Source organism: Gordonia sp. AC31 (genome assembly GCF_031844505.1).
GTDB lineage: Bacteria > Actinomycetota > Actinomycetes > Mycobacteriales > Mycobacteriaceae > Gordonia > Gordonia hongkongensis.
The window spans coordinates 67,625-80,084 of record NZ_JAUZVK010000011.1; the positions used below are offsets into that span (position 1 = coordinate 67,625).

The following is a 12,460-nucleotide window of genomic DNA, read 5'->3' on the forward strand; positions in this document are numbered from 1 at the left end:
GGGTCGCTTCGCTCGGTGCCGGCTCAACGAGCGGGGTCAGGTCGCCAAGTGGCTTCGACTCGGCGCCTCGACCTCGACGCGCTCCTTCGTCGCTTGCTCGGCCCGGCGGCTCCGCTCGGTGCCGGCTCAACCAGCGAACGAGGGTCGTGTCGACTGACCGCCCCCCAGACTTCTGGGACGCACACGAACCCAGAAGTCTGGCACGGGCATTTCCCGCGTTCGAGGGATGGCGGGAACAAAAGGGCGTCGGCCACTCTGAGTCCCATGGAGCTGCCGAGTCCGGCGCCCCACCACCGCAGCACCGACGCTCGAACCCGTTCATCCGCAGATCATTACGAAGGAAATACCGTGTCCATCACCTCCGAACCCATCGACTTCACCGACTTCGACGCCCTGCTCTCGGCGGTCAGCGGTCCCGTTCTGACCCCGGCCGACGAGGGCTACACCGCCGAACTGACCGGCTTCAACCTCGCGGCGATACCCGCCGCTGACGTGGTCGTCGGGGCGACGAACGCCGCCGACGTCGCCGCCGCCGTGCGGTATGCGCGCTCGAACGGGATGCGGATCGGTGCGCGGGCGACCGGGCACGGATCGCCGATCGAAGGGCGCGGCACGGTCGTCGTCACCATGTCCCGGATGGCGGGGGTGAGTGTCGATCCGGTGACCAGGACCGCGCGCGTCGAAGCCGGTGCGCGGTGGCGCGATGTGGTCGCCGCGACCGCGCCGCACGGCCTCACCGGGCTCGTCGGCTCGTCGACGTCGGTGGGTGTCGTCGGGTACACACTCGGCGGCGGGCTGAGTCCGCTGGGTCGTCAGTTCGGTTATGCCGCCGACCATGTCCGGTCGATCGAGCTCGTCACCGCCGACGGTTTCGTCCGCACGGTCGACGCATCCGCGGGTTCGGACCTGTTCTGGGCACTGCTCGGCGGACGGGACGGGTTCGGCATCGTCACCGCACTCGAGTTCGAGCTCTTCGATCTGCCCACGGTCTACGGCGGCGGGATCTTCTTCGCCGGCTCGGCGGCCGCCGACGTCCTGCACGCCTGGCGCGAATGGGCGCCCTCCCTGCCCGAGGAGGCCGGGACCTCGGTGGCGATCCTCCGCCTCCCGCCGGACCCCAACCTGCCCCCGCCCCTGCAGGGTCAGCTCGCCGTGCACGTCCGCTACACCCACACCGGGGACCCGGCCACCGCCGCCGCGTTGCTCGCACCGATGCGGTCGGCGGGTCCGATCCTCCTGGAGAACATCGACGTCCTCCCGACCGCTGCGCTCGACGCGGTACACATGGACCCGCCCGGGCCGATGCCGAGTGCCGAACGCGGCTGCGTACTCGCCGACTTCCCGGCGTCTGCTGTGGACGCGCTGCTCGCGGTAGCCGGGCCGCAGGTCGCGAGCCCGCTGGCCATCGTCGAGGTCCGTCTCCTGGGTGGCCGGTTGCGGTCGCCGCAGCGCGTACCCAACGCCGTCGTGGGACGCGACGGCGCGTTCTCCGTCCTCGCCATCGGCGTACCCGCCGGCCCGCTGGGCGAACAGGTCGGTGAGCATCTCGCGGCCGTCACCGACGCGGTGGCCGCCCACTCCTGTGGAGCGCTGCTCAACTTCTCCGGGCGGACGGCAACCCAACGCGACGCGCTGTGGTCGACCGACCAGCGGACACGCCTGGAGACCATCCGACGACGCCACGATCCGGCCGGTGTCCTCCGTCCGGGGGACCCCACTATTGTGGGATAGACATCCGCGCAGCTCACGCCCACAATTGTCGAATGACATCGAGTCTGACCGCCGAGCGTGTGCGCCGCGACATCGAGGTCGTGGCCCACGCCGGCCTCGGTCTCGACGATTTCTTCGCCGAGACCGTTGCCTCGCTGGGTCGCGCGATACCGGTGGACGCGGTGTGCATCGGCACCTTCGATCCCAACACCGTCCTGCTGACCAGCGCCCGCAAGTACGGGTCACTGCTCGGCGAGGATCACCGGGACCCGGACTGGGGTCTCCTCGAATACGGGCAGGTCGAGCCGACGGCCTACCGCGAGATGGTGGCCGCCAAACGCGACGCGGTCGGACTCAACCTCCTCAACCGGGGCGCCACCGAACGGTCCAATCGGATGTCGCAGTTGATGATTCCCGAATACTGCTTCCACGACGAGGCCCGCTTGGTGCTGCGTGACGGGGACCGGGCGTGGGCCGGGATCGCGATGTTCCGCAGCGGGGCCGGGTGCCGGCCCTTCGACGCCGACGAGATCGACTTCCTGGGTTCGTTGTCACGCACTCTCGCCTACGGCGTCCGCGTGGGGTTGCTGAGCAGTGTGGTCGCCGGCGGGGCGAGTGCCGCCGCCCCGGCCGCCGTCGACGCGCCGAGTCCGCCACCGCCGACCGGCCACGGTCCGGCGGTGCTGATCATCGACCGCAGCAACGAGATCGTGCAGATGAGCGCAGGCAGCCAGGAGCGCATCGCCGACCTCGCGTCCGGTCCGAACGGCGCGGCGGTGATGAACCCGATCTACGGCCTGATCGGAGCCGCACGCCGTTACGGCTCGGGTGAGTCCTCCGTCCCGCCGCGCCTCCGGGTGCGCGGGGCGTCGGGCATGTGGCTCGTCATCCACGCGTCGCCGCTGTCGTCGGCCGACGGCCGGGTCGGCGAGGTCGTGGTGACCATCGAGGAGGCCCGCCCGCCCGAGATCATCCCGCTGGTCGTCGAGGCTTTCGGGCTCACGGCCCGTGAACGCGACGTCACCCAGATGGTGCTGCAGAGCGTGGCCACCAAGGACATCGCCACCGCCCTGCACGTTTCCGCCTACACCGTGCAGGACCACCTCAAATCGATCTTCGACAAGGCCGGCGTCCGCAGCCGGCGCGAGCTGATCGCGCGAATCTACTTCGACCAGTACGCCCAGCGTCTCAACGATCCGCTGCTTCCGTCCGGGTCGTTCGCCACCCCCGACACCGAGCTCTAGCAGCTCCTCCCCCGTACCCGCCCAGTGCGCGCATCGCACCGGGCGGGTTCGTCGTCGTCTCATAGTGAGACGTACGCCCTGCCGCACCGTGTGACGAACGGGCCGGGGTCTCGCACGCGGGCGCGGCGTGCCGGGGCATGATGGACGGGCGACGGACACATCCGCGTACCAGCGTCCGCCCACCTGAACGACGAGGAAGTGCGATGACCACACCCATGTCCCGGCGGGACCTCGAGTTCCTGCTCTACGAATGGCTCGATGTCGAGTCGCTGACCTCGCGGGAGCGCTTCTCGGCACACTCGCGGGAGACCTTCGACGCCGTGCTCGAACTCAGCGCCGACATCGCGATGAAGTGCTTCGCACCCGCCAACAAGATCGGCGACGCCAACGAGCCCTACATCGGTGACGACGGCAAGGTCGTCCTGCCCGACGAGATCGTCGCCGGCCTCACCGAGTACCGCAAGGCCGGTCTCATCTCGGCCTCCTTCGACGACGAACTCGGCGGCATGCAGCTGCCCACCGTCATCCGCCAGGCCTCCGCCGTATGGTTCCAGGCCGCCAACGCCGCGATGTCGTCGTACAACTTCCTCACCGTCGGCAACGCGAACCTGCTGGCCGAGTACGCCACCCCCGAGCAGCGCGACACCTGGGTCCGCCCCCTCGTCGAAGGCCGCTTCTCCGGCACGATGTGTCTGTCCGAGCCACAGGCCGGCTCGTCGCTGGCCGACATCACCACCAAGGCCGAACCCGCCGGCGACGGCACCTACCGCATCACCGGCACCAAGATGTGGATCTCGGGCGGAGACCACGAACTCACCGAGAACATCGTCCATCTCGTCCTGGCGAAGATCCCCGGCGGCGGCCCCGGCGTCAAGGGCATCTCGCTGTTCATCGTGCCCAAATACCTCGCCGACGGAACACGCAACGACGTCGCGCTCGTCGGCCTCAACCACAAGATGGGCAACCGCGCCACCACCAACACCCTGCTCAACTTCGGCGATGGCACCTTCCCCGTCGACTCCACCCAGACGGCTCCCGGCGCTGTGGACGATCAGCCCGCCCGCTCCGCTCCCGGCGCTGTGGACGATCAGCCCGCTCGCTCCGCTCCCGGCGCTGTCGGCTACCTCGTCGGCGACGAACACCGCGGCCTGTCCTACATGTTCCACATGATGAACGAGGCGCGCATCGGCGTCGGATTCCTCGCCACCGCACTGGGTTACGCCGGGTACCGGGCCTCGCTCGACTACGCGAAGGTGCGCACGCAGGGCCGACCCGTCGACCACAAGGACCCGTCGACCAAACCGGTCCCGATCATCGAACACGCCGACGTGCGTCGCATGCTGCTCGCCCAGAAGTCCTACGTCGAAGGCGCTCTCGCGTTCGGGTTGTATTGCAGCACCCTCGTCGACGAGGCGGCCACCACGACCGACCCCGCCGAACGCGACCGGCTGAACCTGTTGCTCGAGGTACTCACCCCGATCGCGAAGAGCTGGCCCTCCCAGTGGTGTCTCGAGGCGAACAGCCTCGCGATCCAGGTCCACGGCGGATACGGTTACACCCGCGAATTCGACGTCGAGCAGTACTACCGGGACAACCGGCTCAACCCGATCCACGAAGGCGCCCACGGCATCCACGGCCTGGACCTGCTCGGGCGCAAGGTGATCATGCAGGGCGGGGCCGGTCTCGCCGCGCTGGCCGAGACGATCGAGGCCACCGTCGCCCGCGCACGGACTGTCGACGGACTCGACACCCTTGCCGACACGCTGCACGCGGTGGTGGACCGGCTGGTGAAGGTGACCGCGCACATCTGGTCGGCGGGCGACCCGAAGCTGTCGCTGGCCAACGCCACGATCTACCTGGAGACGGCCGGCCACATCGTGATCGCCTGGATCTGGCTCGAACAACTCCTCGCCGCCGACGGCCGGACCGGTGACTTCTACGACGGCAAACGCGCTGCGGCACAGTATTTCTTCCGGTATGAACTACCCAAGACCGGCCCACAGCTCGATCTGCTGACCGCACTCGACCGCACCACCCTCGACGTCGAACCGTCCTGGTTCTGACGCCGATTCCGACTCGACCGGCGCCCCGCGTCGGTCACCGTGCTGAGTACTCAAGGGAGACAACGATGTCCGTGATGGATCTGTTCGACACCACCGGCAAGGTGGTCATCGTGACCGGCGCCTCGTCCGGGCTGGGGGTCTCGTTCGCCCGCGGTTTCGCCGAAGCCGGCGCGGATGTCGTACTCGCCGCGCGACGGGCGGAGAAGCTCGCCGACACCGCTGCCGCCGTCGAGGAACTGGGCCGCAAGGCGCTGGTGGTCCCCGCCGATGTCGCCGACCCCGAGCAGTGTCAACGGGTCGTCGACGCCGCGATGGAGACCTTCGGCAAGGTCGACGTGCTCATCAACAACGCCGGCGTCGGGACCGCGTACCCGGCGACCCGCGAGACCCCCGAGCAGTTCCGCGGCGTCATCGACGTCAACCTGAACGGCTCCTACTGGATGGCCCAGGCCTGCGGGCGGGTGATGCAACCGGGTAGCTCGATCATCAACATCTCGTCGATCCTCGGCATCACCACCGCCGGGCTGCCGCAGGCGGCGTACGCCGCGAGCAAGGCCGGCGTCATCGGCCTCACTCGCGACCTGGCCCAGCAATGGGGCGCGCGCAAGGGCATTCGCGTCAACGCCATCGCCCCTGGGTTCTTCGAGAGCGAGATGACCGACACCTACCAACCGGGATATCTCGACTCCCAGATGCCCCGGGTACTCCTCGGCCGGACCGGACACGGCGAGGAGCTCGCCGCCACCGCGATCTGGTTGTCCTCGGCCGCAGCCGGATACGTCACCGGCCAGACGCTGCCCGTCGACGGCGGCATCACCGTCACCTAGGGCGGGGAACCCACCCCTAGACTGACGGCAATGGAGCCCTCATCTGATCCGACCGTGCCGGTGCACCCGACCCTGCGTGACCCGGTCAACAGTGTCGATCCACGCGCCAAGACCCTGTGGCGCATCGGCCCGCTCGTTCTCGGGGTCCTGGGCGTGGTCGCCGCCGTCCTGGTGGCCGTCGTCGTCGACCAGACGCGATGGATCGCGGTGCTCGCCGCTGTCGCGGTGGTCGTCGTGACCGTCGCCTGGGTCGCGATTGTCCCGCAGTGGCGCTACCGCTTTCACCGCTGGGAGGTCAGCGACGACGCGGTGTACTCGCAATCGGGCTGGTTCGTCCGGCACCGCGTGATCATCCCGATCGCCCGGATCCAGGTGGTCGACACCGAGGCCGGGCCGATCGAACAGTTCCTCGGGCTGGCGACCCTCACCGTGACCACGGCGTCGTCGGCCGGGACGATCCACATCGCCGGTCTCGACGCGGAGGTCGCACGGACTACCGCCGCCGATCTGACCATTCGCACACAGGCTTTCACCGATGACGCGACCTGAGCCGTTCGCCGTCGACGGGCCGGAGGACTGGCACCGGTTGTCGCCGTGGATGATGGCCGTCAAACCCGTCGAGCTCCTGCCCTCACTGATCCCGGTCGTGATCGCGCTGGTCTTCGCCGGCTCGGGCGCGCCGTTGTTCACCCTGATCGCCACCGCGGTCATCGTGCCCTTCGTGACGGTGGTGCCCTGGCTGACCACGCGCTACCAGGTCACCGATGAGCACGTCCGGGTGCGCAGCGGGCTCGTCACACGTAAGGTCGCGACCGCGCGCCGGGACCGCATCCGCAGCGTCGACCTCACCGCGTCCCCTGTTCACCGCGTGCTGAAACTGCAGAAGGTCAAGATCGGCACCGGAGGGGACGACGAGTCGTCGGCGGTCGTCCTCACCGCACTCACCGTCGACGAGGCGCGGGCGATGCACGACAATCTGATGGCCACGCGCACCCTGCGGGGACCGTCGGCGCCCGCCGGCACAGACCCCGACGACCCGACCGCCCCGGTGGCGGCCGAGGACCCCACGGTCCTGGCGCGGTTCCAGACCTCGTGGCTGCGCTACTCCCCCTTCTCCGTCGCCGGGCTCGCACTGGCCGCGGGCGCCGCCGGCCTCGCCGCGCAGATCGCCAACGACGCCGGGGTATTCGCGGAGGGGATCGGATTCGCGCGCGATGCCGTCGACTCCATCCGCGAGACCGCGATCGGACTCGTCGTGCTGGGTGCCTGTCTGCTCGTGATCGTCGTCGGCGGAATCCTGTCCGTCCTGGGGTACGTCCTGAACTACTGGAACTTCCGGCTCCTCCGCTCCCCCGACGGGACCCTGCGCACCGAACGCGGACTGCTGACCACCAACGCGATCAGCTTCGACGAACGGCGCATCCGCGGCAGTCACCTCACCGAGCCGGTCCTCATGCGCCCACTCAAAGGCGCTCGCCTGCAGGCGATCGCCACCGGCAGCACCAAGCACCCGCTACTGCTCCCACCGGCACCGATCGACGAGGCGATGCGCGTCGCCGGTCTGGTCACCGACGAACGCACCGAGCTCACCACGCCGCTCGTCGGACACGGCGTCACCGCCGGGCGGCGTCGGATCAACCGCGGATTCCTGTCCGGCGCAGTGGTGTTCATCGCCATCGGCGTCGCGGTACTCACGCGCGCCCTGCCGGCGCCATGGCTGGCGGTGGGGGTCGTCGCCGTTCTCGGCTCGACGGCGCTCGGTGTCGTCCGCGCCCGGCACCTCGGGCATCGGCTGACCTCTCGTTCGGTGGTCATCGCACCGCCGAGCGTCGCGCGGCAACGCGTCGTCGTCGACCGGGACGGTGTGATCGGCTGGGCCAGCCGTACGTCGCTCTTCCAGCGCCGGGCGGGCGTCACCACACTCATTCTCGCCACCGCGGCGGGCGCCGAGCACTACCCTCTCGTCGACGTCGACGAGGAGACCGCGGCCGGCGTCGCCCGTGATGTCTCGCCCGACTGGATCCGCCCGTTCCTCGTGCCCTGACGACACCCGTTCAGGTCAGGGTCGTTCAGGTCAGGGGCAGGCCGACGGCGGCGGCGAGCAGGCCGAGCACCGCGCAGATGCCGAGGGTCCGGAGCACCGACTGCTTGAGCGGATAGATCAGGACGAAGGCGATCACGGTGATCACCACGGCCAACGGACGCAGGGTGTCGAGATGCGGGACCGCGAGGTGCAACGGCCCGGCGGTGACGACCGTGGTGTCCCGGAACAGCGTGTGCAGTGCGAAATACAGTGCGAGATTGGCGATCACGCCGACCACCGCGGCGGTGACGCCGTTCAGCGCGGACGTCAGATGCCGGTTGTTGCGGAGCTTCTCGATGAACGGCGCGCCGAGGAAGATGAACACGAAACTCGGCACGAACGTGACCCAGGTGGTCAGGAGTGCGCCGATGGTCGCCGCGACCCAGGGGTCGAGACCGCCCGGATCGCGATAGGCGCCGAGGAACGCGACGAACTGGACGACCATGATGAGAGGGCCGGGGGTCGTCTCGGCGAGTCCGAGTCCGCGCACCATCTCACCCGGCGTGACCCAGCCGTAGACCTCGACCGCCTGCTGGGCGATGTAGGCCAGGACGGCGTAGGCGCCGCCGAAGGTGATGAGGGCGGTCCACGTGAAGAACGTGCCCTGCTGGGTGAACACACTGCCCGTCCCCGTGGTCGCCACGACGATGCCCATCGGGATGATCCAGGCCAGCGCACCGACACCGAGCACCAACCCGGCGCGACGCCAGCTCGGGGATGCCGTGTGGATCGCGTCGTCGGCGATGATCGGCGCGGGCCCGTCGTCGGCGACCTCCTTCTGGGCAGCGACGACACGGCGGCCGGTCAGCCAGCCCAGGACGCCGGCCACAGCGATGACTATCGGGAATGGGACAGCGAAGACCGCCAGGGCGATGAACGCAGCGACCGCGATCGCGATCTGCACCGGCCCGGTGAGCGCCCGTTTGCTCACCCGCGTGACCGCCTGGGCGACGATGGCGAGCACCGCGGGGCCGATGCCGGCGAACAGGGCCGCCACGATGGTCGTCGCGCCGAAGGCGACGTAGATCGCCGACAGCCCGAGTATCGCGATCACCCCGGGCAGGACGAACAGGATGCCCGCGATCAGCCCACCGGCGGTTCCGTTGAGCAGCCAACCCACGTAGATGGCCAATTGCTGGGCTTCGGGCCCGGGCAGCAGCATGCAGTAGTTGAGGGCGTGGAGAAACCGGCGCTGGCCGATCCAGCGCCGGTCGTCGACCAGTGCTCGCTGCATCACCGCTATCTGACCCGCGGGACCCCCGAAGGTCTGCAGCGAGATCAGGAACCACGCACGGGTCGCGGTCCGCAGCGAGACCCCCGCGGTCGGGTCGACGTGGTCACCCGACTCGACGGCCGCCGACCCTTCGGCCTCCGGCGGACCGTCCGCACGTCTCGACGCATCCGAACTCCCGGGTCGACCGGATCTCTCCGACATCGCCACTCGCACCCCTTCCACCACGCACCAACGTGCCCACGACGCCGCGATCGTGCGGCTCCCAGCAGATGCAACCACGGTTACAATCAGATTGTCCAGAGTTGAACGCGCAGTGAGCGGCGGGCCACGACATCGACCGCTGGTACATGATCGGATGGCATGCCGAGGAGGTGCTGGAGTGTCCGAAGACTGGGTGATGCTCGTGTATCGGGTTCCCCGAGAGCCGTCGACGCCGCGGATCGCGATCTGGCGCAAACTCCGGAAGTACGGCGCCTATCAGTTGACCGATGGGGTGGTACTGCTTCCCGCGAGCGCCCGCACCCGCGAACAGCTCGAGTGGGTGGCCGAGGATGCGGTCAGCGCAGGCGGATCCGGCGAGGTCTGGTCGGCCGCGCCCACCAACCCGGCCGAATTCGAACGCATCCGCGCCGAACTCCAGCTGGCCCGCGGAGCCGAGTATGCGGAGATAGTCGTCGAGGCGCAGCAGGCGGAAGACCATGCCGACCCCGCGAAACAGCTCGGCGTCCTGCGTCGCAGGTTCCGTGAGGTCACCCGACGGGATCATTTTCCGACCGAGTCGCGCGAGACCGCCCGACAAGCACTTCGCACACTGGCCGACCGACTCCTCGAGACCGAACCGGCGAGGCCGTCGTGAGGTGGGCGACCCGGGCCGGCGTGCACATCGACCGGGCGGCGTGCGCGTGGCTGATCCGCCGGTACGTCGATCCCGCCGCCGAGTTCGTCTTCGTCACCAGCGCAGACGAAATCCCCTCGGACGCAACGCCGTTCGACATGCGCGGGGTCGAACTGGGCCATCATGACGGCGACTGCACGTTCGAGACGATCCTGAAACGGTACGAACTCACCGACCCGGTCCTGTGGGCGATCGCAGAGATCATCCACGAAGGCGACATCGAAGACGACCGCTACGACGCTCCGGAAGCGCCGGGCCTCGATGTCGTGTTGCGCGGCCTCTCCCTCATCGGCGACGACGAACACACGCTGTCGGTCTCGGATGCCGTTTTCGACGGTTTGCACGAGTACTTTCGCCAACGCACCCTCACCGGCCGCGAACCGTCGTAGTCAGCCGCAGGGCGCGTGGGAGCACCCCGTGAGACGATTCGCCAAAACCGTCCGACCCACTTTGACGCTGTGGTAGACATCACAGCAGATAAGTCAACGCTGACTGTTCTTTACCGTCGCGAACAGTCGTCGACAAAGGGGTCATGGGGATGTCGGACGCCACTTTCACTTCGAAAAGCAACTCGCCGAACAGCTTTCCGCGTCGGTCCATGCTGCGCGGATCGGCTGCCGCCGCAGTCCTGGCGGGTACCGCAGTGGCCCTACCGGGCGTCACGGTCCCCTCGGCGCGGGCGGTGCCCCGCTCCGGTGCCGGTCGCGGCCGCGACGTCGCGATCTTCGGCGGCGGGATGGCCGGCTTGTCCGCGGCGCATGAACTCGTCGAGCGCGGCTTCGGGGTCACGGTCTACGAGCCGTCGCGCCTCGGCGGCAAGGCCTACAGCCAGGATGTCCCCGGCACCACGCGGGGTGGTCGCCTCGCTCTCCCCGGCGAGCACGGTTTCCGGTTCTTCCCGGGTTGCTACCAGCACGTGCCGGACACCATGGAGCGAATCCCCGTCGGCAACAGCAACGTTCGTGACCGTCACCTCATCGACGTCGAGTCGGCGGTCGTCGCCTTCGACGACGCCGGGTATGCCCCGACCACCGCCCCGGCATCGATCATGGGTTTCGTCCAACACGCGAACGAGATCGTGACGCTGGACAACCTGCGCAACGCGTTCATGACCGGACTCAAGTTCGTCGTCGATGTGCCGCCTCCCGAACTCGCGTTCTTCGTCACCCGCGAGCTGATCATCGCGACCAGTTGCACCGAACGTCGAATCGGCCAGTGGGAGAACCAGTCCTGGATGCAGTTCGTGAAGTCCAAGGGCAAGTCACGGGCGTATCAGCGATATCTCGTGGGCGCCCTCACGCGAGCGCTTGTGGCCGCCAAACCCGACACCGCGTCGGCACGGACGATCGGCCAGATCGGACTGGCACTGGCCACCTCGGCGACCGGATTGATCAGCGGATACGACGCCGGGCTCGTACACGGCGGCGTCGACCGGATCCTCAACCGCCCCACCAATCATGCGTGGATCGACCCGTGGGTGGCCCACCTCCGCGGTCGCGGCGTCCGCTTCGAGATGGGGACCGGCCTGGCGCGACTGAATCTGACGCGCGGCCGGATCAGTGGAGCGCAACTCACCTCCGGCGCCCCGGTCGATGCCGATTGGTATGTCGCCGCGATGCCCATCGATCGCCTCCGTCCGTTGTTGTCGCCCGAGTTGGTCACGGCCGACCCGTCGCTGGCCGGTATCCACGCTCTCAAGGACGACTGGATGGTCGGCATCCAGTACTTCCTGTCCCGGCGCGCCGACATGCCGCCGAGCCACATCGCCGCGCTGGGTACCCCCTGGGCTCTGACCGGCCTGTTCCAGGCCCGCCCCTGGAACGTCGACTTCGCGCGCACCTACGGTGACGGGCGAGTGAAAGATTGTCTGTCCATTGACATCTCGGAGTGGGAGAAGCCAGGCATCCGCTACGGCAAACCCGCCAAACAGTGCACCCGGCAAGAGATCGCGCGGGAAGTGTGGGCCCAGATGAGCCGAGCGATGAACTCGGGGGCCCGGAAGCTCCTGCGTTCGGAGGAGATCGTCACCTGGTCCCTCGACCCCGGGATCACCTGGTCGCCGTCCATCGCCAACGCCACACCGCTCATGGTCAACACCGCCGGCTCGTACAAGAACCGGCCGAGCGCCTACACGTCGATTCCGAATCTGTTCATCGGCGGCGACCACGTCCGGAGCAACATCGATCTCGCGACGATGGAGGGCGCCAACGAATCCGGCCGCCGGGTGACCAACGCGATCATCGCCGCGGCCGACAGCCCCGCCCGCGCGGCGACCGTCTTCCCGCTCTGGGAACTGCCGATGCTCGAGCCGCTGAAACAGATCGACCGCGATCGTTACCGCGCGGGCCTCCCGCACATCCTCGACGTGTGAGGCCGCGGGTCATCCGCGCCGTGCCGAACTACG

10 protein-coding genes are annotated in these 12,460 nt (G+C 68.7%); 9 read left to right on the plus strand and 1 reads right to left on the minus strand.

The features are described 5' to 3' along the window. Positions 1–348: 348 nt before the first annotated feature. From Q9R39_RS14575 to Q9R39_RS14600, 6 genes are all read left to right on the plus strand, one after another. Positions 349–1,731 carry an FAD-binding oxidoreductase gene (locus Q9R39_RS14575; protein WP_226513794.1) on the plus strand — a complete coding sequence of 461 codons (1,383 nt, stop codon included), beginning with the start codon at positions 349–351 and terminating at the stop codon, positions 1,729–1,731. Between the two features lie 32 nt (positions 1,732–1,763). Further along, a complete protein-coding gene (locus tag Q9R39_RS14580; RefSeq protein WP_058251920.1) occupies positions 1,764–2,954 on the plus strand; it encodes a helix-turn-helix transcriptional regulator in 1,191 nt (396 codons plus the stop codon). 203 nt (positions 2,955–3,157) lie between these two features. Then, complete coding sequence (locus Q9R39_RS14585) at positions 3,158–5,017, plus strand: acyl-CoA dehydrogenase (RefSeq protein WP_311277677.1); 1,860 nt, start codon at positions 3,158–3,160, stop codon at positions 5,015–5,017. A 65-nt stretch (positions 5,018–5,082) separates the two neighbouring features. Next, the gene (locus Q9R39_RS14590) at positions 5,083–5,844 is read left to right on the plus strand and encodes an SDR family NAD(P)-dependent oxidoreductase (protein ID WP_065631863.1); all 762 of its coding nucleotides are present in this window, start codon (positions 5,083–5,085) and stop codon (positions 5,842–5,844) included. Between the two features lie 30 nt (positions 5,845–5,874). Beyond that, positions 5,875–6,393 (plus strand): PH domain-containing protein, encoded by a 519-nt coding sequence (locus Q9R39_RS14595; protein WP_159371296.1) that lies wholly within the window; start codon positions 5,875–5,877, stop codon positions 6,391–6,393. Then, positions 6,380–7,888 (plus strand): PH domain-containing protein, encoded by a 1,509-nt coding sequence (locus tag Q9R39_RS14600; protein ID WP_311277678.1) that lies wholly within the window; start codon positions 6,380–6,382, stop codon positions 7,886–7,888. Before Q9R39_RS14595 ends, Q9R39_RS14600 begins: the two co-directional genes overlap by 14 nt. 25 nt (positions 7,889–7,913) lie before the next feature. Here the strand turns inward: Q9R39_RS14600 and chrA are convergent, their stop codons facing one another. Then, positions 7,914–9,368 (minus strand): chromate efflux transporter, encoded by a 1,455-nt coding sequence (gene chrA, locus Q9R39_RS14605; RefSeq protein WP_068970085.1) that lies wholly within the window; start codon positions 9,366–9,368, stop codon positions 7,914–7,916. 172 nt (positions 9,369–9,540) lie between these two features. On the opposite strand from chrA, the gene Q9R39_RS14610 reads away from it, so the two are divergent. The 3 genes from Q9R39_RS14610 (at position 9,541) to Q9R39_RS14620 (ending at position 12,427) form a co-directional block, all read left to right on the plus strand. Continuing rightward, a complete protein-coding gene (locus Q9R39_RS14610) occupies positions 9,541–10,017 on the plus strand; it encodes a Chromate resistance protein ChrB (protein WP_068970084.1) in 477 nt (158 codons plus the stop codon). Then, complete coding sequence (locus Q9R39_RS14615; protein ID WP_205333213.1) at positions 10,014–10,445, plus strand: chromate resistance protein ChrB domain-containing protein; 432 nt, start codon at positions 10,014–10,016, stop codon at positions 10,443–10,445. Before Q9R39_RS14610 ends, Q9R39_RS14615 begins: the two co-directional genes overlap by 4 nt. A gap of 149 nt (positions 10,446–10,594) precedes the next feature. Next, positions 10,595–12,427, plus strand: a complete 1,833-nt coding sequence (locus Q9R39_RS14620; protein WP_311277679.1) for an FAD-dependent oxidoreductase — start codon at positions 10,595–10,597, stop codon at positions 12,425–12,427. Positions 12,428–12,460 lie beyond the last annotated feature (33 nt).

What these genes read in the sequence shown, in the direction of transcription:
- Q9R39_RS14580 (WP_058251920.1), top strand. Translation starts at nt 1,764, where the DNA reads ATGACATCGAGTCTGACCGCCGAGCGTGTGCGCCGCGACATCGAGGTC.
- Q9R39_RS14585 (WP_311277677.1), top strand. Translation starts at nt 3,158, where the DNA reads ATGACCACACCCATGTCCCGGCGGGACCTCGAGTTCCTGCTCTACGAA.
- Q9R39_RS14590 (WP_065631863.1), top strand. Translation starts at nt 5,083, where the DNA reads ATGTCCGTGATGGATCTGTTCGACACCACCGGCAAGGTGGTCATCGTG.
- Q9R39_RS14595 (WP_159371296.1), top strand. Translation starts at nt 5,875, where the DNA reads ATGGAGCCCTCATCTGATCCGACCGTGCCGGTGCACCCGACCCTGCGT.
- Q9R39_RS14600 (WP_311277678.1), top strand. Translation starts at nt 6,380, where the DNA reads ATGACGCGACCTGAGCCGTTCGCCGTCGACGGGCCGGAGGACTGGCAC.
- Q9R39_RS14620 (WP_311277679.1), top strand. Translation starts at nt 10,595, where the DNA reads ATGTCGGACGCCACTTTCACTTCGAAAAGCAACTCGCCGAACAGCTTT.